Annotated in this window: 26 protein-coding genes; 10 read left to right on the top strand and 16 right to left on the bottom strand. The window is 65.2% G+C overall.

Annotation, left to right across the window (positions count from 1 at the left end):
• Positions 1–46: 46 nt before the first annotated feature.
• The 7 genes from PQR08_RS37065 to PQR08_RS37035 form a co-directional block, all read right to left on the bottom strand.
• Entirely contained in the window at positions 47–1,195 is a 1,149-nt protein-coding gene (locus PQR08_RS37065) for a DUF1501 domain-containing protein (RefSeq protein ID WP_408164200.1), read from the bottom strand.
• A 4-nt stretch (positions 1,196–1,199) separates the two neighbouring features.
• Complete coding sequence (locus PQR08_RS37060; protein ID WP_408164198.1) at positions 1,200–2,618, bottom strand: DUF1800 domain-containing protein; 1,419 nt, start codon at positions 2,616–2,618, stop codon at positions 1,200–1,202.
• A 63-nt stretch (positions 2,619–2,681) separates the two neighbouring features.
• Complete coding sequence (locus PQR08_RS37055; protein WP_250484413.1) at positions 2,682–3,164, bottom strand: periplasmic heavy metal sensor; 483 nt, start codon at positions 3,162–3,164, stop codon at positions 2,682–2,684.
• Positions 3,161–3,595, bottom strand: a complete 435-nt coding sequence (locus tag PQR08_RS37050) for a hypothetical protein (protein ID WP_250484414.1) — start codon at positions 3,593–3,595, stop codon at positions 3,161–3,163. The genes PQR08_RS37055 and PQR08_RS37050 overlap by 4 nt, the downstream gene beginning before the upstream one ends.
• The gene (locus tag PQR08_RS37045) at positions 3,592–4,170 is read right to left on the bottom strand and encodes an RNA polymerase sigma factor (RefSeq protein WP_250484415.1); all 579 of its coding nucleotides are present in this window, start codon (positions 4,168–4,170) and stop codon (positions 3,592–3,594) included. The genes PQR08_RS37050 and PQR08_RS37045 overlap by 4 nt, the downstream gene beginning before the upstream one ends.
• A 200-nt stretch (positions 4,171–4,370) precedes the next feature.
• Complete coding sequence (locus tag PQR08_RS37040; RefSeq protein ID WP_250484416.1) at positions 4,371–4,703, bottom strand: hypothetical protein; 333 nt, start codon at positions 4,701–4,703, stop codon at positions 4,371–4,373.
• Positions 4,704–4,797: 94 nt separating this feature from the next.
• On the bottom strand, positions 4,798–5,712 hold the full coding sequence (locus tag PQR08_RS37035; RefSeq protein WP_250484417.1) for a LysR family transcriptional regulator: 915 nt from the start codon (positions 5,710–5,712) through the stop codon (positions 4,798–4,800).
• A 108-nt stretch (positions 5,713–5,820) separates the two neighbouring features.
• Here PQR08_RS37035 and PQR08_RS37030 point away from each other — a divergent pair, with 108 nt between their 5' ends.
• Both PQR08_RS37030 and PQR08_RS37025 read left to right on the top strand, forming a co-directional pair.
• Positions 5,821–6,792, top strand: coding sequence for an alpha/beta fold hydrolase (locus PQR08_RS37030; protein WP_250484418.1), 972 nt, complete (start codon positions 5,821–5,823; stop codon positions 6,790–6,792).
• Positions 6,793–6,847: 55 nt separating this feature from the next.
• Positions 6,848–7,807 carry a glutathione S-transferase family protein gene (locus tag PQR08_RS37025; RefSeq protein ID WP_250484419.1) on the top strand — a complete coding sequence of 320 codons (960 nt, stop codon included), beginning with the start codon at positions 6,848–6,850 and terminating at the stop codon, positions 7,805–7,807.
• On the opposite strand, the gene PQR08_RS37020 is transcribed toward PQR08_RS37025, so the two are convergent.
• Together PQR08_RS37020 and PQR08_RS37015 are read right to left on the bottom strand one after the other, a co-directional pair.
• A complete protein-coding gene (locus PQR08_RS37020) occupies positions 7,804–8,655 on the bottom strand; it encodes a 3-hydroxybutyryl-CoA dehydrogenase (RefSeq protein ID WP_029672402.1) in 852 nt (283 codons plus the stop codon). The two genes, PQR08_RS37025 and PQR08_RS37020, sit on opposite strands and share 4 nt — an antisense overlap.
• A gap of 115 nt (positions 8,656–8,770) precedes the next feature.
• A complete protein-coding gene (locus PQR08_RS37015) occupies positions 8,771–9,250 on the bottom strand; it encodes a 2,4'-dihydroxyacetophenone dioxygenase family protein (protein WP_238292776.1) in 480 nt (159 codons plus the stop codon).
• Between the two features lie 135 nt (positions 9,251–9,385).
• Here PQR08_RS37015 and PQR08_RS37010 point away from each other — a divergent pair, with 135 nt between their 5' ends.
• From PQR08_RS37010 to PQR08_RS36990, 5 genes are all read left to right on the top strand, one after another.
• Entirely contained in the window at positions 9,386–10,312 is a 927-nt protein-coding gene (locus PQR08_RS37010) for an ABC transporter ATP-binding protein (RefSeq protein ID WP_250484420.1), read from the top strand.
• Positions 10,309–11,070, top strand: coding sequence for an ABC transporter permease (locus PQR08_RS37005; protein ID WP_029672399.1), 762 nt, complete (start codon positions 10,309–10,311; stop codon positions 11,068–11,070). Before PQR08_RS37010 ends, PQR08_RS37005 begins: the two co-directional genes overlap by 4 nt.
• Positions 11,071–11,114: 44 nt before the next feature.
• Positions 11,115–11,597: a peptide-methionine (R)-S-oxide reductase MsrB gene (msrB, locus tag PQR08_RS37000; protein ID WP_250484421.1), complete on the top strand. Its 483-nt coding sequence runs from the start codon at positions 11,115–11,117 to the stop codon at positions 11,595–11,597.
• A gap of 37 nt (positions 11,598–11,634) precedes the next feature.
• Positions 11,635–12,216: a hydrolase gene (locus PQR08_RS36995; RefSeq protein ID WP_250484422.1), complete on the top strand. Its 582-nt coding sequence runs from the start codon at positions 11,635–11,637 to the stop codon at positions 12,214–12,216.
• A gap of 63 nt (positions 12,217–12,279) precedes the next feature.
• Entirely contained in the window at positions 12,280–13,329 is a 1,050-nt protein-coding gene (locus tag PQR08_RS36990) for a patatin-like phospholipase family protein (RefSeq protein ID WP_250484423.1), read from the top strand.
• 208 nt (positions 13,330–13,537) lie between these two features.
• Here the strand turns inward: PQR08_RS36990 and PQR08_RS36985 are convergent, their stop codons facing one another.
• The 3 genes from PQR08_RS36985 to gabT form a co-directional block, all read right to left on the bottom strand.
• Positions 13,538–14,701 (bottom strand): metallophosphoesterase, encoded by a 1,164-nt coding sequence (locus tag PQR08_RS36985; RefSeq protein WP_250484424.1) that lies wholly within the window; start codon positions 14,699–14,701, stop codon positions 13,538–13,540.
• A gap of 190 nt (positions 14,702–14,891) precedes the next feature.
• Complete coding sequence (locus PQR08_RS36980) at positions 14,892–16,352, bottom strand: NAD-dependent succinate-semialdehyde dehydrogenase (protein WP_250484425.1); 1,461 nt, start codon at positions 16,350–16,352, stop codon at positions 14,892–14,894.
• A 724-nt stretch (positions 16,353–17,076) separates the two neighbouring features.
• Positions 17,077–18,417: a 4-aminobutyrate--2-oxoglutarate transaminase gene (gene gabT, locus PQR08_RS36975; RefSeq protein WP_408164193.1), complete on the bottom strand. Its 1,341-nt coding sequence runs from the start codon at positions 18,415–18,417 to the stop codon at positions 17,077–17,079.
• A gap of 85 nt (positions 18,418–18,502) precedes the next feature.
• On the opposite strand from gabT, the gene pdxR reads away from it, so the two are divergent.
• The gene (gene pdxR, locus PQR08_RS36970; RefSeq protein ID WP_250484426.1) at positions 18,503–19,990 is read left to right on the top strand and encodes a MocR-like pyridoxine biosynthesis transcription factor PdxR; all 1,488 of its coding nucleotides are present in this window, start codon (positions 18,503–18,505) and stop codon (positions 19,988–19,990) included.
• Positions 19,991–20,160: 170 nt separating this feature from the next.
• Here the strand turns inward: pdxR and PQR08_RS36965 are convergent, their stop codons facing one another.
• Positions 20,161–20,613, bottom strand: coding sequence for a TIGR02594 family protein (locus PQR08_RS36965; protein ID WP_238214635.1), 453 nt, complete (start codon positions 20,611–20,613; stop codon positions 20,161–20,163).
• A 426-nt stretch (positions 20,614–21,039) separates the two neighbouring features.
• Between PQR08_RS36965 and PQR08_RS36960 the strand changes: the two genes are divergently transcribed.
• Positions 21,040–21,582 carry a cysteine hydrolase family protein gene (locus tag PQR08_RS36960; protein WP_250484427.1) on the top strand — a complete coding sequence of 181 codons (543 nt, stop codon included), beginning with the start codon at positions 21,040–21,042 and terminating at the stop codon, positions 21,580–21,582.
• 238 nt (positions 21,583–21,820) lie between these two features.
• Complete coding sequence (locus tag PQR08_RS36955; RefSeq protein ID WP_250484428.1) at positions 21,821–23,014, top strand: M20 aminoacylase family protein; 1,194 nt, start codon at positions 21,821–21,823, stop codon at positions 23,012–23,014.
• 9 nt (positions 23,015–23,023) lie between these two features.
• On the opposite strand, the gene PQR08_RS36950 is transcribed toward PQR08_RS36955, so the two are convergent.
• The 3 genes from PQR08_RS36950 to PQR08_RS36940 all read right to left on the bottom strand — a co-directional run bounded on the left by PQR08_RS36950 (position 23,024) and on the right by PQR08_RS36940 (position 25,480).
• The gene (locus PQR08_RS36950) at positions 23,024–24,565 is read right to left on the bottom strand and encodes a methyl-accepting chemotaxis protein (protein WP_250484446.1); all 1,542 of its coding nucleotides are present in this window, start codon (positions 24,563–24,565) and stop codon (positions 23,024–23,026) included.
• A gap of 118 nt (positions 24,566–24,683) precedes the next feature.
• On the bottom strand, positions 24,684–24,845 hold the full coding sequence (locus PQR08_RS36945; protein ID WP_187605169.1) for a hypothetical protein: 162 nt from the start codon (positions 24,843–24,845) through the stop codon (positions 24,684–24,686).
• Positions 24,846–24,871: 26 nt separating this feature from the next.
• A complete protein-coding gene (locus PQR08_RS36940) occupies positions 24,872–25,480 on the bottom strand; it encodes a glycosyltransferase family 9 protein (protein ID WP_238292744.1) in 609 nt (202 codons plus the stop codon).
• Positions 25,481–25,800 lie beyond the last annotated feature (320 nt).

The raw sequence follows: 25,800 nt of genomic DNA, 5'->3' as shown, positions 1-25,800 counted from the left end.
TGCTAATAGACCGACACGAAACCGGGATCCGGCGAAAACCCCCGCCTCAACCGATCAAAATACGTCCCCCGAATGCGTGACCGCCAGAATCCGGAAACAGCGTCGCGCCGACGCGCTGCGGATCGATGCCGAAACTCTCCCCCGCCGCGCTCGCGATGACAGCATCGAGCCCGATCGTCGGCTTCAGGTCGCGCGCCTGATACAGCGACCCATTCGCGAGTCCCGGCCAGTCCGCGAGCACGCGCCCGCCCGCCACCGCGCCGCCGACGATCATCGCCGCCGACGCCGTTCCGTGATCCGTGCCGCCCGTGCCGTTCGCCGCCGCCGTGCGCCCGAATTCGGTCGCGACGAGCACCGTCGTGTTCGCCCAGTGCTCTCCGAGTCCATCGCGCAAAGCGGCGAGCATCGTGTCGAGCGCTTTCAGTTGCGCGGCGAGGCGCGGGTTCTGCGCGCTGTGCGTGTCCCAGCCGCCGGTTTCGATCATCGCGATGCGCGGGCCGTCGGGCTTGCCGAGAAAACTCGCCGCGAGCTTGCCGAGGCTCGCCGGGTCCTGACGCGCGCCCGCGTCGGCGGCGAGGCCGCGCGCCTGCATCGCGGCGTCCCAGAGCGGATGAAGCTGCGCATCGCCCGCATAGAGTTGCGAGACGCGCGTGAGCAGATCGTCCGGCGCCTGCGGCAACGACGACGGCGCATAGGACGTCACCTCGGCGCGTCCGCGCAGCGCGAGCGGCACGGTCGGCGCGAACGCGACGGCATCGGCGCGCGGCGCGGGCAGCATCGACAGAAGCCGGTTCATCCAGCCGTCCTTCAGCCGATACGGCGCGTTGCCGCCCGTTTCGAGCACGTTCTGGCCGTCGAAGTGCGAGCGCTCGCGGTACGGCGACGCCACCGCGTGCACGAAAAGCGCCTGCCTGTCGCGATACATCTGCGCGACCTGCTTCATCGACGGATGCAGCGCGAAAGTGCCGTCGAGTTTCGTCGCGCTCGATGCGTCGATCGCGAGCGGCCCGCGCAGCGTCGCGTAAGCGGGATCGCCATAAGGCACGACGATGTTCAGGCCGTCCGCCGCGCCGCGCTGGATCACGAAGACGAAGCGCCGGTCGGTCTCGGCGGATGCGAATACGAGTTGCGGCGCGACGAGCATCGCGCCGGCGCTCGCGCTTGCGCACCACAGGAATTGGCGACGCGTCAGCATGGCTTCATCTCCTCAGAAAATCGGGCGACACGAGCAGGAGCGCGAGCGCGGTCGGCGCGCTCTCGGCGCGCGACACGGCGCTCGCGGTCGCATCGGACAGCGCACCGGGAAGCAGTTGCGGACCGAGCGTGCGGGCGTCGAGCCGGTCGCCCGCGCGCGCCGCGAAACGCTGCGCGAGCTCGACGCGGCGCACCAGCGCATCGGGCGCGGCCCAGCTCGCGGCGATATCGTCGTAACCGGCGGGCGAGCCGGGACGCCAGACCTGCTGGCCGAGCTGCGTCAGAAGCGGCGCGGCGCGCACGCCTTGCAGGTCGATGCGGCCGAGCCCACGCAGCGACGACACCGTCCAGTCCCACGGCGTCTTGAACTTGGCGGGCGCGCTTGGCCATGCTTCGGGCGCATCGGCCAGCGCGCGATACACCGACGGCAGATCGCCACCTGTATCGCTGAAAACGCGCGCGAGCCTGTCGACGAGCGCGGGCGGCGGCGTATCCGCGACGAAGTGGCGCGCGAGCTTCTCCGCGACGTGATGCGCGGTCGCGGGCGAATTCGCGAGATCGTGCAGCACGGCGAGCGGCTGCGCTTCGTCCGTCTGCGCGTACTGCTTGCCCATCACGGTGCGCACGCCCGGCTCGTGCAGACGCGGGCGGAATACGAACGCGCCGGGCGGCGTCGGATCGTTGGGATTCTTCGCGGCGTTCGACGTCATCGCGCCGAGGCTCCAGCCGGTCAGCGCGCGCGCGAACTCGGTCACGTCGGCCTGCGTGTAGCCGCTGCGCACGCCGAGCGTATGAAGCTCCATGATCTCGCGCGCCAAGTTTTCGTTGAGGCCGCGCTTGTTGTCGGGATTGCGCATCGCGGCGCGCGCGGCGGCGGGGCTGTCCGGGCCGACCGAGCGCGCCTGATCCAGAAAAATCTGCATCGCCGGATGCCGCTCGGCCGCGACCAGCATGTCCTCGAAGCGCCCGAGCACGTGCGGGCGGATTGCCTCGTTCTCGAACGATCCGGCGAGCATCGCGACGGGCGGCTTTTCGATCGACACGGCGAAGTGGTTCGCCCAGAAATGCACGAGACGTTCGATGAACGGCGCGTTCGTCGTGAGCGCGCTCGTCACGCGCGCATCGACGGCGTTGCGGTAGATGTCGCGGATCTGCTCGCCGTATTGCTTGCGCACGGCGGGCTTGTCGGCGTCGCTCGCATCACGCAGCGCGCGCTGGCGATCGGCGAACTGCGCGGCGAGCGCGGCGCTCGACGGCTCGCCGTTCAGCGCGGGCGGCATCGCCTGATACGCACTTGCGCGCGGATCGGCCTGTTCGATGAGCCAGCCGCGCGGATCGGCGGGCAGCGGCTCGCCCGGACGCGCGCCGAGCCCGAAGCGATTCACCGCGATGGCGGCAGGCGAGAGTTGCGGCGCGATGGCCATGACGTGCTCCGAAGTGCTCGATGCCGGTTAAACGTGTGTGCGCGGAAAACCCGTCGCTTTGCGTCATTGCTGCGGACGCTCGTCGGGCGGAACGGCGCGCAGCGGACCGTAGCGCTCCATCGCGCCGACGAGCTTCAGCCGCTCGTCGGGCGTGAGTGTCGATGCGAAATCCGCGACCGTGCCTTCGATGCGCGCGCGTAACGCGACGTCGGCTTCGCGCGTGCGCGAGAGGGCATCGTCGAGCGCACGGCGATCGAAGTCCGGCGCGGCGAGGACATGCGCGAGATCGATGCGTCCGTCGCGCGCATCACGAATCAGCGGCAGGCTTTCGCGGCGCGTCTTGCGCAATGCGTCGCGCAGTTCCTTCTGGCGCTCGGGCGACAGATCGGCGGCGGCGAAACGGATGCCGCGTTGCTGCGCGGCTTCCGTGCGTTTCTGCGCGAGCGGCCCGGACAGCCAGTAAGCGCCGCCCGCGATCGATCCGAGCAGAAACACGTTCAGCACGAGCGATACCGCCGCGAGCGTCTTCAGCGTGCGCAGGCTCATTGATCGCTCCAGTCGGAAGGGGCGCCGCCGAAGGCCGTGCCCGAATAGGATTGCTCGAACCATCCGCCGTGCGCGGGTTCGCCCGGCGCGGGCGCCAGCAGCGAAACCAGCAGCGCGCCCGCCGCGACGCCCGCAGCGCCCGCGCCGACGAAGCCCACGCCCGAAAACCAGATGCGCGGGCGACGCCAGAAGGCGCGCGCGGGCCGCGTGGGCGCCGAATCGACGATGCGCCGCGCGAACTCCGGACCGGGCGCCGCGACGGCGTGAGCGTCGAGCATGCCGTCGAGCGCGCGGGCTTCGGCGAGCGCGGCGAGCGCTTCTGCGTCTCCGGCGTTCACGAGCGCGAGCGCCGCGTCGCGTTCGCCGGCGGGCCAGCGTTCCGGCGACGCGCCGTAAGCCTCGGTGATGTGGCGGAATCGTTCGGGTGTCATCGATGTTCCTTCGGGGCGTCGCCGCCTGACTGTGCGAGATCCGCGAGCGCGGCCCTGAGATTGCGGCGCGCGCGGGCGAGCAGACTTTCCAGCGCATCGACGCTCACGCCCATCAGCGCCGCCGCATCCGCGTTCGGCAATTCCTGGTAGTACTGCAGCACGAGCGCCTCGCGCTGGCGCGCGGGCAGCTTCGCGAGCGCCGTCGCGATGCGCTCGTTCGCGTGCGCGGCCTCGATCCGCTCGTCGGGCAGCGGCGCGACATCGGCCTGTTCGGGCAGATCGTCCGACATTGTCGTCTCGCGATGACGGCGGAGGCGGTCGTAACACAGATTGAGCGTCACGCGATGCAGCCACGTATCGAAGCGCGCCTCGCCGCGCCGCCACTTCGGCGCGATATTCCAGATGCGCAGGAACGCTTCCTGAGCCACGTCGTCGGCCTCGTCACGGTCGCCGAGCATCCGGGCCGCGAGCGCGACGATGCGCGGGAGCTTCCTCGCGACGATCTCGCGGATGGCTCCCGGTTCCCGATTGCCGACGCGGGCAATGAGCGCGGTGTCCGGATCTTCTTCTTTCAATGTGTTGTCGGGTGTCGGATCGCCCGGACGCTGGGCGGGTTATCGCGTTGTTACGCATGCTCAGTAAACGACGACCGGCCCGCGATAGTAGACAGGGTGCGCCGGATACACGACGCATCCGGCGAGCATCACGGCGACGAGCCCCGCTGCGATCAATGCTTTCATCATGATGGGCTGCCTCGATGCGAACGTGGTGCGGCTCATGCCCAATGCCCTTCGACCCAGCGCCAGTTCGGACCGTGCTGCACCCAATGTCCCGGTATCCAGCGATAACCCGTGCGCACCGGCCGCCAGTGGCCCGGCGCCCAGACATAGCCGCCGCGATCCCAGCGCCAGTGGCCCGGATCCCATGCATAACCCGCGCGCGGCGGCGGAGGCGCTTCGACGCGCGGCGCGGGCGGCGCGGCGGGCGCGACGATGATGGCCTGCGCGTCGGCAGGCGTGCTGTGCAGCGCGGCGAACGAAACCGCGACGACCGGCGCGAGCACGGCGGCCGAAAGCGCCGCGCGCAGCGGCGAAGATGTTTTTTTCATGACGTGTCTCGTCGTTTCAGGTTGCGACGAGAACTTGAACGGCGCAGCGGAGCGATTTCCGTCGCGCGTTTGACGGCGAATTTGTAACCGGGTCTTACGCGAACGCGTCGATGCCGGCGACCAGACGTTCGGCAAGGCGCGGCTGGCGCAATTGCTCCGTCCACCATTGCAGCGCGCGGCCTTCGTGATCGCCGCGCCACGCGACGTAAAGCACGTTCGGCTCGCGCGGATCGGCGGTTTCCTTCTCGACGAGTTCGCCGCGCGCAAGCAGCGATTGCACGCGATGCCCCGGCACCCAGCCCGTGCCGAGCCCTTGCCGCTGCGCGAGGATTTTCGCGCGCATCGTCGGCACGGCGAACGCGGCCTGTCCGCCGAGCACGCCGTATGCGCGCCCCGCCGAGCGCGACGAATCCGCGACGACGACCGCCCGATGCGCCGCGATCTGATCGCGCTTGAGCGGCCCGTTCAACGTCGCGAGCGGATGGCGCGGCGACACCGCGAACACCCACTGCATCACGCCGAGCTCGAACCAGCGCAGGCCGGGAATCGCCGGCGGCTCGTTGGTCGCGCCGACGATCAGATCCGCGCGGCCGTCGCGCAACGCTTCCCAGGTGCCGCTCAGCACTTCGTGGGTGATGCGCAGCGCGACGCCGGAATCGAGCGCATCGAATGCCTGCACGACCGGCAGCAGCGTCTCGAATTCGAGGATCTCGTCGCAGACGATCCACAGCCGGTCTTCCCAGCCGCTCGCGATCTGCTTCACGCGCTGCGCGAGACGCGACACGTCGAGCATCAGGCGCGATGCCTCGTCGGCGAGAAGATGGCCGGCGGGCGTCAGTTGCAGACGATAGCGGCGCCGGTCGAAGAGCAGCGCGTCGAAGCGCGTTTCCAATTGGCGCGCGGCATGCGATACCGTCGACGGCGCCTTGCCGAGGCGCGCCGCCGCGCGCGAAAGGCTGCCGGTTTCGCGGATCGCGTCGAGCAGCGAGAGTTCTTCCTCTGACAACATGTTCGACTCCATCGAACGAGTTCATCGTCCGGATCGTACGGCAAAAGCGGCGTGGCGGATCAACATGAGCGTCATCGGGATAAACCCAACCTTCGATGGAGCTGAACGATGAACGCCTTCCTTCACACGATGCGCCGCGCCGCCAGCGTGCTTCTGGCCGCCGCCGCCCTGCAACCGGCCGCGCATGCCGCGAACACGCCGCGCGCACCCCAGCCCGCCGTCGCCGCGAGCGCGATCCAGTCCCGCACGATCGATGCGAACGGCGTCGACATTCACTATCTGCAGGCCGGACAGGGCGACGCGACGCCCGTCGTGCTGCTGCACGGGTATACGGAAACCAGCCGCATGTGGCAGCCGCTGATGACGCGTCTCGCGGGCGAGCGCGTCGTGATTGCGCCCGATCTGCCGGGCGCGGGCGGCTCGGCGATGCCGTCGTCCGGCTACGACAAGAAAACGCTCGCGCAAGACATTCATGCGATGGTTCAAAAGCTCGGCTATCGCAAGGTGAAGCTCGTCGGGCACGACATCGGCCTGATGGTCGCGTATGCATACGCGGCGCAATATCCCGACGAAGTGGACAGCATCGTGCTGATGGACGCGTTCCTGCCCGGCGTCGGCGACTGGCAGAAAGTCTGGCTCCTGCGCGACAAATGGCACTTCAACTTCTATGGCGACACGCCGGAGAAACTCGTGCGCGGCCGCGAGCGCGTCTTCTTCGAGCACTTCTGGAACGACTTCGCCGCCGATGCCGCGCATTCGGTGAGCGAGGCCGATCGCCGTTACTATTCGGCCCAATACGCGCGCAACGGCCGCATGCGCGCGGGCTTCGAGTATTTCCATGCGTTCCCGCAGGACGCGAACGATTTCGCCGCCTTCGCCAAAACGCCGCTCGCGATGCCGATGCTCGTGCTCACCGGCGAACGCGCGTCGGGCACGTTCCTGATCGATCAGGCGAAGCTCGTCGCGACGAACGTGCAGGGCGTGGTCGTGCCGGGCGCGGGCCACTGGCTGATGGAAGAAGCGCCGGACGCGACGATGACGCAACTCGTGCGCTTCATCGGCGCGCCTTCATCCAACTGAGATGCATCGAGGCCGTGGCGCGTGTCTTGCGCCGCGGCATTCAAGGAGAATGGAAATGGGACTTCTCGTCGACGGAAAATGGCAGGACAAATGGTACGAAACGGCGTCCACGGGCGGGCGCTTCGTGCGCAAGGACGCTGCGTTTCGCAACTGGGTGACGGCCGATGGCGCGCCGGGGCCGAGCGGCGAGGGCGGCTTCAAGGCCGAAGCCGGGCGCTATCACCTGTATGTGAGCCTCGCGTGCCCGTGGGCGCATCGCACGCTCATCGTGCGCGCGCTGAAGGGGCTGGAAGAGATGATCGACGTATCGGTCGTGAACTGGCTGATGCTGGAAAACGGCTGGACTTTCGACGACGCTCCGGGCGTCGTGCCCGACAGAATCAACGGCGCGCGCTATCTGCATCAGGTCTACACGGCAGCCGATCCGCGTTACAGCGGCCGCGTGACCGTGCCGATCCTGTGGGACAAGGTGCGCGGGACGATCGTCAACAACGAGTCGTCGGAGATCATCCGGATGCTGAATTCCGCGTTCGACGGCATCGGCGCGAAACCGGGCGATTACTATCCGCGTGAGCTGCGGGAAGAGATCGATGCACTCAACGCGCGCATCTACGACACGGTCAATAACGGCGTCTACAAGGCGGGCTTCGCGACGACGCAAGCCGCCTACGAGGAAGCGGTGACGCCGCTCTTCGACACGCTCGATTTTCTCGAAGAGCGCCTGAGCACGCGCCGCTATCTGACGGGCGAGCGCTTCACCGAAGCGGACATTCGCCTTTTCACGACGCTCGTGCGTTTCGACGCGGTGTATGTCGGCCACTTCAAGTGCAATCTGCGGCGCATCGTGGATTATCCGCATCTCTCGAAGTACGCGCGCGAGATTTACCGGATGCCGGGCGTCGCGGCGACGGTGAACTTCGAGCACATCAAGCGGCACTACTACGAGAGCCATCGGACGATCAATCCGACGGGCATCGTGCCCGCCGGACCGGTGCTCGATTTCGACGCGGCCTAGTCGTATCGGTACACGCCGCGCTTCGTCTTGCGCCCGAGACGCCCCGCCGACACGAGCTCGCGCAACAGCGGACACGCGCGGTATTTCGAATCGCCGAAGTCCTTGAGGAACACGTCCATCACCGAGAGGCACACGTCCAGGCCGATCAGGTCCGCGAGCGCGAGCGGGCCGATCGGATGATTCGCGCCGAGCTTCATGCCCGCGTCGATTTCCTCCGCGCTCGCGACGCCTTCATAGAGCACGAAGAACGCTTCGTTGATCATCGGCACGAGAATGCGGTTGACGACGAAGCCCGGCGAGTTGCGCACGCCGATCGGCGATTTGTCGAGCTTCTCGGTGAGTTCGCGCACGGCGGCGGCGGTTTCATCGCTCGTCTGCACGCCGCGAATCACTTCGACGAGCTGCAGCAGCGGCACCGGATTGAAGAAGTGCATGCCGATGAAGCGCTCGGGCGTGGCGAGCGTCGCGGCGAGCGAGGTGATCGAGATCGACGACGTGTTCGACGCGATGATCGCATCGGCGCGGGCCGCCCCTTCGATCTGCTTCAGGATGCGGTTCTTGAGCTCGACGTTCTCCGTCGCGGCTTCGATCACGATATCGGCTTCGGAGAGGCGCGCGTAATCGGTGGAGGTCTCGATGCGCTGCAACGCCGCGTCGCGCGCGGAGGCTTCCAGCTTGTCCTTCGACACGAGCCGCTCGAGGCTGCCCGTGAGCGCGGCGACGCCCTTCGCGAGTGCCGCGTCGGTGACGTCGATCAGCACGACCTTGAAGCCCGCGACGGCCGCGACCTGCGCGATGCCGTTGCCCATGGTTCCCGCGCCGACGATGCCGACGGTCTGAATCTTCATGCTTTTGCTTCTCCTCGATCTGCGCCGGCCGAGAGCGGCCGGCAAACTGGAAAGGGTCGAAAGCGCGCGAGGCGCGTCCAGACATCGATTCTAACCAGTGGCGGAGACCCCGACGTTACCCGAAAGCCGTCAAATCTTTCGGGGCGATGCCGTTTGCATGACAGAAGGCAGCATAACGGTCCCAGCCGCTCTTCCAGTTTTCAGCGGCGAGAACTTGTCCGTCGTCGTTCACGAAGAGCAGTTCGCCCTGAATGATGTTGAGCGTGACGATGTCCGGGCCGCCCGAATCCGCGGCAAGCGCTTCCGGCGTGTGGCTCGACCCCGCCGTCTCGTACACGATGCTACCCGGCCCCGCGATCCAGTCGTGCTCGCGATACTTCCAGCGCCCCTCGACCGTATAGACGATGACGGTTCCCGTATGCCGATGCCGTGGCATCTGGCCTTTCGCCGGCGCCTTCATGAGCGCGATGACCTCGCCGCGAATCGGATCCAGCTTGAAATACTTGATGAGCACGCGCGCGCTGTACGGCGTGAATGGCACCCACGGCAGGTCCGCGTCGTTGAGACATGTGGTCTGAATCTGTTCGAACAGCATGATGTCGGCTCCCGTTAGTCGGCTCCTGTTACTCAGCAGTGCATTGTAGGCAGCGCAGGGCCGGGCGAACATCGGCCGAACGGACGACCCCTTTCGTCCAAGCCGGATCGCGCCGTATCTGCTATCGTCCACGCCATGCCAACCATCATCACCGTTTCCAATCTGTCCAAGACCTACGGGTCGGGCTTCCGCGCGCTCCGGGACGTGAATCTGGAGATCCGTCGCGGCGAAATTTTTGCGCTGCTCGGCCCGAACGGGGCGGGCAAGACGACGCTCATCAGCACCATCTGCGGCATCGTCAATCCGAGCGAGGGCAAGGTCACCGTCGCGGGTCACGATATCGACACGGACTATCGCGCCGCCCGCGCGATGATCGGCCTCGTGCCGCAGGAACTCACCACCGACGCGTTCGAGACCGTCTGGGCGACCGTGTCGTTCAGCCGGGGCCTCTTCGGCCGGCCGAAGAATCCGGCGCATGTCGAGAAGGTGTTGAAATCGCTCTCGCTATGGGCGAAGAAGGACAACAAGATCATGACGCTCTCGGGCGGCATGAAGCGCCGCGTGCTGATCGCGAAGGCGCTCGCGCACGAGCCCGAGATTCTCTTTCTCGACGAGCCCACGGCCGGCGTCGATGTGGAACTGCGGCGCGACATGTGGGACCTCGTGCGCGGACTGCAGAGCAACGGCGTGACCATCATCCTCACGACGCATTACATCGAGGAAGCGGAGGAGATGGCGGACCGCATCGGCGTGATCAATCGTGGCGAAATCGTGCTGGTCGAGGAGAAGCGCGAGCTCATGCGCAAGCTCGGGCAGAAGAAGCTCACGCTGCAGCTCGAACAGCCGCTCGCGCAAATACCCGCGCCGCTCGAGCCTTACGGCCTCGCGCGCTCGGCGGATGGCGGCGAGCTCACCTACACGTATGACGCGCATGACGAGCCGGGGCGCATCATCGCGCTGTTGCGCCACGTCGACGAAGCCGGCGTGCGTTTCAAGGATCTGCAAACGACGCAAAGCTCGCTCGAAGACATCTTCGTGAGTCTCGTCAGGGAAACCAAATGAATCTATACGCCGTTCGCGCGATCTACCGTTTCGAGATGGCGCGCGCCGGGCGTACGCTGATGCAGAGCATCGTGTCGCCCGTGATTTCGACATCGCTTTACTTCGTCGTGTTCGGGGCGGCCATCGGCTCGCGCATTCCGGAAGTCGATGGCATCAGCTACGGCGCGTTCATCGTGCCGGGGCTCGTGATGCTGTCGCTGCTCACGCAGAGCATCGCCAACGCGTCCTTCGGCATCTATTTTCCGAAGTTCACGGGCACGATCTACGAACTGCTGTCCGCGCCGGTGTCGCACTTCGAGCTCGTCCTGAGCTACGTGGGCGCGGCCGCGACCAAATCCGTCATCCTCGGACTGATCATTCTTCTTACCGCACGATTATTCGTGCCGCTCAGAATCGATCATCCTGTTTGGATGATCGTATTTTTGCTGCTCACTTCCGTGACGTTCAGCCTGCTCGGGTTCATCATCGGCATCTGGGCGGATGGCTTCGAGAAGTTGCAGATCATTCCGCTCCTGATCGTGACGCCGCTCACGTTTCTCGGCGGCAGCTTTTATTCGATCAATATCCTGCCGCCGTTCTGGAAGGCCGTGGCGCTCTTCAATCCGGTCGTCTATCTGATCAGCGGCTTTCGCTGGAGCTTTTACGGTCTCGCCGATGTCCAAGTCGGCGTGAGCTTCGGCATGACGCTGGTGTTCCTTGCGGTATTCATCGCGATCGTCGCGTGGATCTTCAGGACGGGATACCGGCTCAAATCGTAGCGCGGCGCCGGCTGGGTGGATGAAAGCATGAGAGCGGTCATCGGATGAAAATCATGAGACGCACGAAGCGCAATTTTCTCGGTGTGATGGCCGCCGCCTTCGCTGGCGGTACGGGCTCTTCCGCGCCCGCCCGGTCGTACGAGATCGATCACAGCAGCGCGGACTGGCGCCGCCGTCTCTCGTCCGAGCAATTCCGTGTGCTGAGGCGCGGCGGCACTGAGCCGCCGTTCGCGAGCCCGCTGCTCAAAGAGCGTCGCGAGGGCACGTATGCGTGCGCGGGATGCGGGCTCGCACTGTTTTCGTCGGCGACGAAGTTCGACAGCGGCACCGGCTGGCCGAGTTTCTGGAAGCCCGTCGATGGCGCCGTCGCGACCCACGCGGACGCGACGGGCCACATGCGCAACGAGGTGCATTGCCGGCGTTGCGGCGGACATCTCGGCCATGTCTTCGACGACGGACCGAAGCCCACGGGCCTGCGCTACTGCATGAACGGCGCGGCGCTCGAATTCCTGCAACAAGAAGCCTGAGATCGCGCACTCGTCCACCTTACTCGCGACTTTCCAAATGAACGCTTCCGAACTCAAGCTCGATCCCGCGACAACCGCGCTCGTGCTGATCGATTTGCAGGCGGGCATCGCCGCCTTGCCTGTGCAACCTCACGACGCCGCGAGCGTGCTCGCCAACGCGCGTGCGCTCGCCGATCGCTTCCGCGCGCTCGGCGCACCGGTCGTGCTGGTCAAGGTGGCGTTTCCGAACGGACCGGGCGGCCTGCGTCCGGTCACCGACGCGGGACAGGCGCAGGAAGCGCCGGAGCCGGCGGGCTGGAGTGAACTCAGCGCGGAACTGGGCGTGCAGGCGTCCGATATCGTCGTCACCAAGCGACAGTGGGGCGCGTTCTACAACACTGATCTCGACTCGCATCTGCGCCGGCGCGGCATCGATACGATCGTGCTGGGCGGCATCGCGACGGCCATCGGCGTGGATTCGACGGCGCGCGGCGCGCACGAGCGCGGCTATCAGCAGATATTCGTCGAGGACGCGATGAGCGACTTGCACGCGGACACGCACGAATCGACCTGCCGTTATATCTTTCCGCGCATCGGCCGGATTCGTTCGACGCAGCAGGTGCTGGCGGCGCTGGCATAGCGGCGCGCGTCGCCTATCCTGTAGCGTACGTCCGATGTCGACGGACGCGAGCGAGGTGCGGTGATGGCGGCCATTCCGAAAGTAGCGATCGCGTGTCAGGGCGGCGGCAGCCATGCGGCGTTCGCCGCGGGTGTGCTCGACCGGTTGCTGAGCGGCGAGTTTCTCAACAAGTTCGAACTCGTCGCGCTGTCCGGCACGTCGGGCGGCGCGATGTGCAGCGCGCTCGTGTGGGCGGGCCTGCTGCTCGGCGGGCCTCCCGACGCGAGGCGTCGCCTCGCCGGTTTCTGGAAGGATCTGGAGGCGCGCGACGGGCCGGATATCGTCGCGAATGCGGTCGGGACCTGGTACGCGCGGCTGCCCGTCAACGCGGAAATCAGCCCGTATCTCTATCCGCCGGTTGCGGAAGAGCGCCTGCGCGAACTGCTCGACAAGCATCTGCCGTTCGCTTCGCTGCCGGCGGACCCGAAGCGACGCGCGCAGCCCACGCTTCTCGTCGGCGCGACCGACGTGCGCACGGGCGATCGCGTGATCTTTCCCGGCGACAAGCTCGATCAGGATCAACTCGTTGCATCCGCCGCGGTGCCGCCGTTGTATCGCGCGGTCGAGGCCGACGGACGCATGTGCTGGGACGGCCTTTTCAGCAGCAATCCGCCGGTGCGCGAGTTCACCGATTTCGCGCTCGACATGCGGCCCGATGAGATCTGGGTCGTGCAGATCAATCCGCAATATCGTCGCGAGTTGCCTGAATCGACTAACGAGATCATCGACCGACGCAACGAGCTTTCGGGCAATCTCGCGCTGGGGCAGGAGCTTTACTTCACGACGCGCGTGAACGAACTGCTGAAAGCCGACAAATCGCTGGGGAAGCGCTATAAGCCGATCACGGTTCGCGTCGTGCAGATGCATCTCGACGCCAGGGATTATCCGGGGCCGCTCGACTATGCATCGAAGCTCGATCGCAATCCCGCGCTGATTCATGCGCTGATCCGCAAGGGACGCGAGCGCGCTGAATGGTTTTTCGATGAACGCTCCGACTGGCCGAGGGAAGGCACGGCCCCGCACAAGAGCGTTTACGCGACGACGCCAGCGGCGATGTCGGCGAAGGCAAGCTGAACGTTCGCAGTCCGTGATATTGCCGCGATTAGGAGAAGTCTTGTGGTTATTAGGTCGGTGTTCTCTTATTTTGTAGGCACTCGCTGGCGGAACCCCGCCTGCCAGTTCGAGAGTGTCCGTTCATCCCCGTGTTCGGGCGCGACGCTCTTCCCTGAGCGGTGGACGCGCGGTGCGGTTGGGCCGCGCGTCTTTTTTTACCGCGCCCCCATCAAGCGGCCGTCGCCGCGACGAGGCGCACAAGCGTAATCTCCGACGGCGCCCCCAGCCTCTTCGGCGGCCCCCAATACCCAGTACCCCGACTCGTATAAACCCATAGCCCGTTGAACTTCACTAATCCGGAAACAAACGGCTGCTGCAATCGCACAAAGAAATTCCACGGCAGGAACTGCCCGCCATGCGTGTGTCCCGAAAGCTGTAGCGTAAAACCCGCTTCAGCCGCCGCCGTAGCGCTGCGCGGCTGGTGTGCGAGCAGCACGCGCACGGTGGCATCGTCGGGTGCGCCGCTGATCGCCTTCGCGGGATCGCTGCGATGCGCGGGATCGAAACTGCCCGCGCCGTAATCCGTGACGCCCGCGACCACGGCCTGTGCGCCGTCGTGATTCAGCACGACATGCTGATTGAGCAGCACCGTCAGACCCAGACGCCGGAATTCCGCAATCCACTTGTCCGCGCCCGAGTAGTACTCGTGATTCCCGGTCACGAGAAACGTCCCGTGCCGCGCGCTCAGGCCCGCGAGCGGGCGTGTGTGATCGGCGAGATTCGGCACCGTGCCGTCGACGACATCGCCCGTCACGGCGATCAGATCCGGCTCGAGTCCGTTCACAGCCGCGACGATGCGTTCCACATAGTGACGCTTGATCGTCGGTCCGACGTGGATGTCGCTGATCTGCGCGATCGTGAAACCGTCGAGCGCGGCCGGCAGATTGTCGATGGGCACGTCCACGCTCACGACCGGCGCGCGCCGCCGCGCGTTGTAGAAGCCGATCGCCGAGAAGAGCACGGCCAGGAGCGGCACGACGAGCGCACTATAGGCGACGAACACCGGTGAGCCGACGGGCACTCCGCGCAGCCAGTCGACGAGATGCACGAAAAACAGAATCACGTCGCGGGCAAAGGTCAATAAAAGCAGCGACGAGAAGAGGCCCAGCGCGGTCAGCCCGAGCCATGCGAGGCGATCCGCGAGCGACTGCGGTTCGATCTGCCGCGCCGCCATGCCGAGCGGAATGACGATGACCGATACCGCGAGCAGGATCGCCGCCAGCACTTTGAGCGGCAGACCGACGGGCGCGTCCGGGATGAGCCGCACGCCGACATAGATATGAAACAGAACGCCGATGCCGATGAAGCGGAGAAAGAATGCCGAGCGTCGCATAGCGCTCCTGGAGGGATCGAAGAAGCGGCGGGAAGACGGGCGCTGCACGCCCGTGCGGGATATGGAGCCGATTCTAACGGTTCGACGCCGCGCATGCCTTTGACGATTCGGTCTTTCGGCGGACCGGAAACAAAAAAGCCCCGGCACACGAGTGCCGAGGCTTTTCGGATTTCACAGGCGCGACGCGCGATCAAACCGCCATACAGAGATACTTGATGACGACGTAATCGTCGATACCGTAATGCGAGCCTTCGCGCCCGAGTCCCGACTGCTTGACGCCGCCGAACGGCGCCACTTCGTTCGAAATTAGGCCGGTGTTGATGCCCACCATGCCGTATTCGAGCGCTTCGGCCACGTGCCAGATGCGGCCGATATCGCGGCTGTAGAAGTACGCCGCGAGACCGAACTCGGTGTCGTTGGCGAGGCGCACGACTTCATCGTCGGACGAGAATTTGAAGATCGGCGCGAGCGGGCCGAAGGTTTCCTCTTTCGCCACTTTCATGTCAGTCGTGACGCCGGTCAGCACGGTCGGCTCGAAGAAACCGTGACCGAGCGCGTGACGCTTGCCGCCCGTGGCGAGCGCGGCGCCTTTCGCGAGCGCATCGTCGATGTGCGACTCCACTTTCTGCACGGCCGCTTCGTTGATGAGCGGACCGAGCGCCACGCCGCTCTCGGTGCCGAGCCCGACCTTGAGGCCGCCGACCGCCGCCGCCAGCTTTTGCGCGAAGGCATCGTAGACGCGCTCGTGCACGTAGAAGCGATTCGTACACACGCAGGTCTGCCCGCTGTTGCGATATTTCGATGCAATCGCGCCTTCCACGGCGGCGTCGAGATCGGCGTCGTCGAACACGATGAACGGTGCGTTGCCGCCGAGTTCCAGCGTCACTTTCTTGACCGTCGGTGCGCTTTGCGCCATCAGCAAGCGGCCCACGCCGGTCGAGCCGGTGAAGGAGAGCTTGCGCACGATCGGGTTGCTCGTCATTTCACCGCCGATCGCCTTCGGATCGCCGGTGAGGATGTTGAGCACGCCCTTCGGCAGGCCTGCGCGCTCGGCGAGCACGGCCATTGCAAACGCGGAGAAGGGCGTTGCTTCGGCGGGCTTCACGACGATCGGACAACCGGCCGCGAGCGCCGGGCCGACCTTGCGGGTGATCATCGCGGCCGGGAAGTTCCACGGCGTGATGGCGGCGCAAACGCCGATCGGTTCCTTCGTCACGACGATGCGTTTGTCGGCGGCGGGCGTTGCGAGCGTGTCGCCGGCGACGCGCTTGCCTTCCTCCGCGAACCATTCGATGAACGAGGCGGCATACGTGATTTCGCCTTTTGCCTCGGCGAGCGGCTTGCCTTGCTCGGTCGTGAGGATGAGCGCGAGATCGTCGGCGTTTGCCATCATCAGGTCGAACCAGCGGCGCAGGATGATTGCGCGTTCTTTTGCGGTCTTCTTGCGCCATGCGGGCCACGCGGCGTTGGCGGCATCGATGGCACGGCGCGTTTCGTTCGCGCCCATCTTCGGTACTGCGCCGAGGGATGCGCCGTTGGCGGGGTTCGTGACTTCGAAGGTTTCGCCGTTGTCGGATTGCTGCCATTCACCGTCGATGTAGGCGGTGTGACGCAGCAGCGTCGGGTCTTTCAGTTGGTCTTTCAAGCTCATGTCTTTGCTGTTCCTTTTTGGGACTGCTCTGTTGTTGCCGGATCCCGTAATCGCGGTGGTCTATTAGCACTGCCCCTGTGCGGGGCGGCAGTCACTTTCTTTGCTGCTGCAAAGAAAGTAACCAAAGAAAGCAGCTCGTTGAGGCCCGCGATCACACGCAGTTTGGCCATGCTTGCCAGCCGCCAATGGCCCTCGCCTAAGTGTCGCCCTCGAAGGCCCAATCGGGCTTGGATCGCGCACGGTCTGACGCGTCGCACCGCCTCACTGACTGGTTCAGCACCAAATGGCTCCAGCCCGCTTCGCGGCCGACCGGTCAATCGGGTCTGCGCGCGCTTTTTCTCGACGGTTTCCCTCGCAAACCCAACGGCAGCGCGTAGCGCTGTGCCGAAGCTATTTCGTGCTGAACCAGCGCGCTCAAACTACTGGCTCGTCAGACCGTGCGCGAGCCAAGCCCGATTAGGCCTGTGAGGGCGACACTTAGGCGAGTGCCGCCTGCGGCTGGCAAGCATGGTCAACGTGCGTGTGACTGCGGGCGGTGAGAAGCTGCTTTCTTTGGTTACTTTCTTTGCAGCAGCAAAGAAAGTGACCCCCGCCCCGGGGAGGGGCAGTGCTAATAGACCACCACGAAATCAGGATTCCACAAAATCCGAAGCAACAAACAAACGAAAAATATACACCGCGAGGCACCGAAAGAACCCGCGCCTCGCGCATAAAAAACCAAACCTTAGACCGCAGCGCCGACAGTCTCCATCAGCACCTCTTCAAGAATCCCGATAGCCTCATCAAAAACCTCTTCCTGAATGGTGAGCGGAAACAGGAACCGAACGACGTTCGAATAAACCCCGCAAACAAGCAGCAACAACCCGCGCTCCAGCGCGCGCGTCTGCACGAGTTTGGCGAAAGCCGCATCCGCATCATGCGAACCGGGCTTGCAGAACTCGACGGCGATCATCGCGCCGGGCCCGCGCACATCGGCGATTTGCGGCACATCGGCCTTGAGCGCTTCGAGCTTCGCTTTGAGCTTGTCGCCGAGCACGGTCGCGCGCTCGCAGAGCTTTTCATCGTCGATGATATCGAGCACCGCGTGCGCCGCCGCCACCGCGAGCGGATTGCCCGCATACGTGCCGCCGAGCCCGCCGGGCGCGGCCGCATCCATGATCTCCGCGCGCCCGACGACGCCCGACAGCGGCATGCCGCCCGCGAGCGACTTCGCGATCGTCATCAGATCCGGCACGACGCCATGATGCTCCATCGCGAAGAGCTTGCCGGTACGCGCGAAGCCGGTCTGCACTTCATCGGCGATGAGCAGAATGCCGTGCTCGTCGCAGATCTTGCGCAGGCCGCGCACGAAATCCGCCGGCGCCGCATTGAAACCGCCTTCGCCCTGCACCGGCTCGAAGATGATCGCGGCGACGCGCGTCGCCTCGATATCCGCCTTGAACAGATGCTCGATCGCGCGCAGCGAATCCGCGACCGACACGCCATGCAGCGCATTCGGGAACGGCGCGTGATAGACGTCCGACGGGAACGGCCCGAAGCCGATCTTGTACGGCGCGACCTTGCCGGTGAGCGCCATGCCCATCAGCGTGCGGCCGTGGAAGCCGCCCGTGAAGGCGATCACGCCGGGACGGCCCGTCGCCGCGCGCGCGATCTTCACCGCGTTCTCGACGGCTTCCGCGCCGGTCGTGAAAAACGCCGTCTTCTTCGCGTGCGAACCCGGCGCGCGGGCGCTGATCTTCTCGGCGAGCGACACATACGACTCGTACGGCACGATCTGATACGCGGTGTGCGTGAAGCAGTCGAGCTGCGCGCGGATCGCCTCGACGATCTTCGGATGACGATGCCCCGTGTTGCACACCGCGATGCCCGCCGCGAAATCGATGAAACGACGGCCCTCGACATCCCACAGTTCCGCATTCTCGGCGCGCGCGGCGTAGAAATCGCACATCACGCCCACGCCGCGCGGGGTCGCGGCATTCTTGCGGGCGTGCAGGTCGGCGTTCTTGAGGTTGGTGCTCACAGGGAAATCTCCTTCGCGCGAGGGCGCATGTCGTGGTGGCCGCATCGGCCGACTGAATTTAAAGACGACTATAGTAAGATTTGGCCCTTAAGTTCAGAGCCATTTCAATAAATCTATAGGAGCCAATCTGATGTCCACCCGCGCGAGCGTGCTTTCCGACTGGCTGGCGCAGCGCATCGATCGCTCGAACGGCCAGCCGATCTACCGGCAACTGCATCGGCTCCTGCAGCAGGCGATCTTGACGCGCGAGCTCGCCGCGGGCGCGAAAGTGCCGTCGTCGAGGCTGCTCGCGACCGAACTGGGCGTCGGGCGCAATACCGTGACGCAGGTCTACGAGCAGCTCGCGCTCGAGGGCTACGTTTCGTCGGCGACGGGGCGCGGCACGTTCGTCGCGGACAGCGCGCCTGATGAAATCCTCTTCGACGACGCGCCGCCCGCGGCCATCGTTCCCGCCGATACGCAATCGACACTCTCCACGCGCGGCGCGCGGCTGATTTCGGGCGCGGGCGTGTCGAAACGCCAGGGCGGCGCGTTCATGCCGGGCGTGCCGGACGTGTCGCGCTTTCCGTCGCGCGTGTGGAACCGGCTGCACGCGAAATACTGGCGCAAGCCGCTGCCCGACCTGCTCACCTACGCGCCCGGCGGCGGACATACGGGGTTACGCCACGCGCTTGCGCACTATCTGCGCACGTCGCGCTCGGTGCGCTGCACGCCAGAGCAGATCGTCGTGACGACGGGCATTCATCAGTCGATCGACCTCGCCGCGCGTCTGCTCGCCGATTCGGGCGACACGATCTGGACCGAAGATCCGTGCTACTGGGGCGTGCGCAGCGTGTTGCAGGTGTCGGGGCTCGATCTGAAGGCAATTCCCGTCGATGCCGAGGGCATCGCGCCGACGCCCGACGATCTCGCGTCGCCACCGAGGCTGATTCTCGTCACGCCGTCGCACCAGTATCCGCTCGGCATGGTGATGAGCCTCGCGCGCCGCCGCATGCTGCTCGAATACGCGCGCCAGCACCGCTGCTGGATCATCGAGGACGATTACGACAGCGAGTTTCGTTACGGCAGCCGGCCGCTCGCGTCGCTGCAGGGCATGGACCCGGCGGGGCAGGTGATCTATGTGGGCAGCTTCGGCAAGACGCTGTTTCCGGGGCTGCGCATCGGCTATGTCGTCGTGCCGGAAGCGCTAGCGGACAGTTTCGCGACGGCTAGCGCCGAGCTCTATCGTGAAGGGCAGCTATTGCAGCAGGCGGTGCTCGCGGAGTTCATCGAGCAGGGCCATTTCACTTCGCATATCCGGCGGATGCGCGCGCTCTACGGCCAGCGCCGCGATGTGATGCTCGCGACGATCGCCGGGCGCTACGGTAACGCGCTGGCGATCGCCGGCGGCGATGCGGGGCTGCATCTTGTATTGAAACTGCCTCAGGATGTCGATGATCGCGCGGTTGCTGCTGCGGCGCTCGCGGAGGATATTGTTGTGCGGCCGCTGTCGGGGTACTACGCGCGTCGGCCGGATGCGGAATCGGGATTGCTGATTGGTTATGCGTGCGTGCCGGATGAGGAGATCGGGCCGGCGTTCGGGAAACTTGCGGGGGTGATCGACCGGTTTTTGCGTTGAGAACCGGATGAAACTTGATGAATTGGCTTTTGATTCAACCCATAAATGTTTTCTCGCTGAGTCCCGGGGTACGGCGCTTATCGACCGAGTCGCGGTCAGACGCGCTTGCCTAAACGAGCGCAAAGGACTCTCCCAGTCAGCGCTTTGCTTTTCAATGAATACCGGTGACGTCAGAACGACTGCGGCCATCGATAGCCGAGCACCGTGGCGACTGGGTAGGCTAACTCGCGAACCTCTTCCAATTGGTTTCCGCCAAAGAGATAAATAAACTCATCGTCGCACCGAAGATAGAAACCGACATGTCCCCTCCAGCTTGTGGGATCGTCGCGCGTCAGAACCACAATACAGCCGTAGATCGGGCGTTCAAGCGCGATGCCCCAATCGAGCCATGACCGCGCCAATGCCAATCTCGTACCGCGAACTCCTGCACTTGCCAGGCACCAGTTAATAAATGAGGAACACCAAGCGATTTTGTCGTCGTAACCAGCAAGGTTTGTTTCGTTGTTGTATTCCACTATCCGTGGATTCGTCTCGCCAATCGGGAAACGTCTGACGCCGCGTTCAGCGATCGCCACAGGCATCCAGGCAGGTTCGGCGGCGCCATTTTGGGTATGCGTGATCATTCTTGATGGAGGGTTTCTCGTCTGCGTCCGCGATTGTCGCCAATTCGAGCCACGTTGTCGACCGGCCGTTCCGGGCCGGACAGCGCCCGTCCGCTCGCTCGCCTAGTGCGGTCAGCAGCGGTGATATCCATGATGATTCTCCTTCGAAAGGAAGGAGAACTAGTCTTTGCTCATCGACACGGTCGATGAGCAACCCGAAAGGGGCAGTGCGCTTTCTCGCAAACAGACGTTGACGATCACTGCCCCGTGATGCAAGATCAATGCATGAACTTGAATGCACTTCACACCGCGACCACATCTACGACCACCACCACTGGTGGGTCGTAGGTCATTACGCGCAACAGAACGTATTAGCCGAGGCCCCGCCAGCGATGGACGGGGCCTTTTTGTTTCTCCGTCGTCACTGGCATAACGAGGGGAAACTTCATGCAGCAACCCACTCTTAGGCGCGCCGCCTTATTGATTATCGATATGCAGATCGGCCTTTTTAACGGTCCAGACAGGCCATACGAGGGCGGCCGTGTGCTAGCGAATATCAACCAACTTATCGGGCGAGCACGCAGCGCCAGTGCTCCGATATTCGCCATGCGGCACACAGGACCGAGAGGTACCCCCATCGAACCGGGCAGCCCACATTCTCAGTTGATTCCTCAACTGGAGGTCGATGCGGAGTGTGACGTGATATTCGATAAAACCCGACCCAATTGCTTTCTCGGAACATCGCTTGGAGAACAACTCGCCGATGCAAACGTCAGCGAGTTAATCATAGTCGGGATGAAGACTCAGTATTGCATCGACGCGACCTGTCGAGCCGCGTCCGACATGGGTCTCAGGCCAGTCCTGATTGCGGATGCTCACACCTGCATGGACACGCGTGAATTGCCGGCACGAGCGATCATCGAACATCACAACGCAACCCTGAACGGTGCTTTCGCGAGCTTGGTGAATACCGACGACTTCGCGTTTTGAGTCTGACTTATCGCGAGTCGGAAAATTCGGCTCGCGTACGATTTGTCGGCGATTAATGCATCCACGTCGAACGGTCACAACTGGCCGATTTTCCCCATCCAACAACGCTCTTCCCGAAAATCCGCGAAGAACCCCAAAAAAACTGGAAACTGCGCCTCATGTGGAGGATCATGTGCGCCATTTTCCCTGTATCCGCATCAAGCGGCGCCGCACGACTTACCTCAGCAAGGGCCTTTCCATGACGACTCCCTCCAACCCCCACTTCACCGTCATCGCCGACCTCTCCGACGACGCGCCCTCGCTGCGCGACATTCGCCACGACATCCACCGTCATCCGGAGCTGTCCTACGAGGAGACGCGCACCGCGGCGCTCGTCGCGGACCGGCTGGAAGAGTGGGGCTGGCAGGTGACGCGCGGTATCGGCGGCACGGGTGTCGTCGGTACGTTGAAGGCGGGCGACGGCACGAAGAGCATCGGCCTGCGCGCCGACATGGACGCGCTGCCGATCATCGAACAGACCGGCAAGCCCTACGCGAGCGAAACGCACGGCAAGATGCACGCGTGCGGCCACGACGGCCACACGACGATGCTGCTCGGCGCCGCGCGTCATCTCGCGCGCACGCGACGCTTCAACGGCACGGTGCATCTGTATTTTCAGCCGGCGGAAGAGCACGGCGTGCCGAGCGGCGCGCAGAAGATGATCGCGGAGGGCCTGTTCGAGCGCTTTCATTGCGATGCCGTGTTCGGCGTGCACAACCATCCCGGCGCGCAGCCCGGCACGTTCCTGTTCCGCAAGGGGCCGTTCATGGCGGCGGGCGATCAGGTGTCGATCGCGATCGAAGGCGTCGGCGGGCACGCGGCGCGGCCGCATCTCTCCGTCGATCCGGTCGTCGTGACGGCGAGCATCGTGATGGCGCTGCAGACGATCGTCGCGCGCAATGTCGATCCGGCGCAGCCCGCTGTCGTCACTGTCGGTTCGATGCACGCCGGCACGGTGAACAACGTCATCCCCAGCCGCGCGACGCTCGAACTGTCGGTGCGCTCGTTCGATCCGAAAGTACGCGAACTGCTGAAGCGGCGCATCAAGGAACTGGTCGAGTCGCAGGCCGCGAGCTACGGCGCGACGGCGACGGTGAAGTATCTGGAAGGCTATCCGGTCGTCGTCAATTCGGACGCGGAAACGGAGTTCGCGATTCAGGTCGCGCGCGAACTGGTCGGCGAGCAGAACGTCGTCGCGCACGCGGATCTGCTGATGGGCAGCGAGGATTTCGCGTTCATGCTGCAGCAGCGGCCGGGCTCGTTCCTGCGTCTGGGCAACGGTGCGGGCGAGGACGGCTGCATGGTCCACAACCCGCACTACGATTTCAACGACAAGAATCTGCCGGTCGGCGCTGCGTACTGGGCGCGGCTCGTCGAACGTTTCCTCGCGTGATCGAAAGCCCTACGCCGGCAGCCTGAAACTCCCGATCGCCTCGCGCAGCACATCCACCTGATCCTTCAGCGAATGCGCGGCAGCCGCTGCCTCCTCGACGAGCGCGGCGTTCTGCTGCGTCACCTGATCCATCTCGACGACCGCGCGGTTCACCTGCTCGATGCCCGCGCTCTGCTCGTGCGACGCGTGGCTGATCTCGTCGAGAATCTCGTTCACGCGGCGCACCGATTGCACGATCTCGGTCATCGTCGCGCCCGCGTTCGTCACGAGCGACGCGCCTTGCTGCACCGTCTGCGTCGATGTCTCGATGAGCGCCTTGATCTCCTTCGCCGCCGTCGCCGAACGCTGCGCGAGGCTGCGCACTTCGGCCGCCACGACCGCGAAGCCGCGTCCCTGTTCGCCCGCGCGCGCCGCTTCGACGGCCGCATTGAGCGCCAGGATGTTCGTCTGGAACGCGATGCCGTCGATCACGCCGATGATGTCGCCGATCTGCTGCGAGCTCGCGGTGATGCGCGTCATGGTGTCGATCACGTCATCGACGACGCCGCTGCCGCGCGTCGCCACATCCGCCGCCTGCTCCGCGAGCCGGGCCGCCTGCGCCGCGCTTTCCGCGTTGTTCTTCACGTTCGCGGTCATCTGGTCCATGCTCGACGCCGTCTGCACGAGCGCCGCCGCCTGCTCCTCGGTGCGCTGCGACAGATCGGTATTGCCCGCCGCGATTTCCGACGCGCCCACGTTGATGTTCTCGGTGCCGTTGCGCACGCGTGAAACCGTCTCGACGAGGCCGCGCTGCATCGTGTTGAGCGCGTGCAGGAGACTCGTCGTGTCGTTCGGATGAATGTCGACGGTGCTCGTCAGGTCGCCGCGCGCGATGCGGTGCGCCGCGCCGACCGCCAGTTCCAGCTCGCCGCCCAGATTGCGTTTGATGCTGCGCAGGACGATCAGCATCGCGGCCGTCGCGATGCCGCCGAGCACCGCCGTGATCGCGAGCCAGCGCAGCGCGCTCGCCCAGAATGCGCTCTGCACGTCGTCCATGTACATGCCGGTGACGAGATACCAGTCCCACTGCGCGAAGCGCTGCGCATAGGAGAGCTTGCCGACCGGCTTGTCGCTGCCGGGCTTCGGCCACAGATAGCTGATGAAGCCGCCGCCTTGCTGATCGCCCGCCTTCACGATATCGACGAACAGGCGATTACCCGCCGGATCGGTATAAGTCGAGAGATCCTTGCCGTTCATGGCGGGCTTGATCGGATGCATCACCATCGTCGGGTGCGAATCGTTGATCGACAGATAGCCGTCCGTGCCGTAACGGATCGCGCCGACCACCTCGAGCGCGCGCTTCTTCGCTTCCTCTTCCGTGAGCGTCTTGTCGGCGGCAAGCGCGGCGTAGTGCGCCGTGACGGCGTACGCCTCGTTGACGAGGGTCTTCAACTGCTCCTTGCGGTCATCGATCATCGACGTCCGGTTTTGCCACGCCCCGATGATCCCGATCGCGATCAGGCCGATCCACAGCACGGCGATCAGCGAGCCGAGCTTCTTGTTCAACGTCATTCTGTTCATGTTGCCCCGTCGCCTCTTTGCGTTGTCTGGTGCGACGGCGCATGCCGCCGCATGCCCGCTTTACGGCAGGCAAAGGCGGCGGATGTAGGGCGGGGAATACCCGTAGCTTTTAGAAACGGCGGATCGGGTCCTTGTCGGGCGGCGCGTCGGGATGCTGCGGCTCGTCCGGGCGATGACCCGGCGAAGGCGGCGTGAGCGGATCGGCTTCCGGATCGCGGTTCGGGTCCGCGATGGGATCCGGAACGGGACTGGTCTGCATATCGAATTTCATGATGTTCCCCGCAAGGTGGAGCGGCGCTACACGGACTCGTGCGGCGCCGGCATGTGCAGCGTGAACGGCTCGCCGGGATGCGCGTCGCCGGTGTTCGAGAGCGCGGCGCGGGCGCGTGCGACGATCGCGTCGCTGCCGGTGTCGCGCGGATGCTCGTCGAGCACGATATGCGGCGTGCCGAGCGCGCGGGCCGTGGCGACGGGCGATGACGCGGCGGCGTCGTCGGAGACGAGCAGGCGCGCGTTGGCGATCAGGCGCGGCAGCGCGGCCGGCGCGACGGCGCCCGCGAGAAAGAGCGCGGCCGTCTGCATCGCGCCGAGGACGCCGGCGGTGCGCTCGGGATCGGGCGCGTCGCCGACAATGGCGATCTGCCAGCCATCGGCGGCGAGCTGGTCGGCGACATCGGCGTAACGTTGCGCGGGCCACACGGGCGCGGCGTGGTGGCTGCCCGGATGAATCAGCACCAGGCGCTCGCGCTCGATGCCGTGGAATGCGGCGAGCTCGTCGTAAGCGCCGGCTTCGTCGCGATCGGCGGCGGGCGGCGCGGCGTGTGCGCATGGCGTCGCGCCCGGCTCGTCGGGGACGAGCGCGGTCGCGAGGTCGTCGCTCAACGTCGAAAGGGGATTGGCTCGCATCCTGGCTCCTGCAATTGGCGTGGGCCTCGTTCGATTTCCGCAAATTCGCGGGGGCGGGCGCTTGGCAAGCACCCGCCATGCCCGGGGCGTGTCCGCGCGTCCTGCCTGAGAAATGCCTGAGAAGCGCGGGCGGCGGACACAGATTGCGTCCGCAACCGTGACAGTTTGATCGCCGGTTGCGGCATCTGTCACGTATTGAAGGAGGCGCAGCGGCGCTCGTCAAGGCGCGAGGTTGGCAGGGTCAATGTAAAAAAGCCGCCGCCCGCCGGCGGGGGGGGGGGGGGGGGGGGGGGGGGTGGGGGGGGTGGGGGGGGGGGGGG

The organism is Caballeronia jiangsuensis (assembly GCF_046030135.1).
Classification (GTDB): domain Bacteria; phylum Pseudomonadota; class Gammaproteobacteria; order Burkholderiales; family Burkholderiaceae; genus Caballeronia; species Caballeronia jiangsuensis.
The sequence above is the reverse complement of the archived record's forward strand: the minus strand, read 5'-3'. Positions and strand labels throughout refer to the sequence as shown.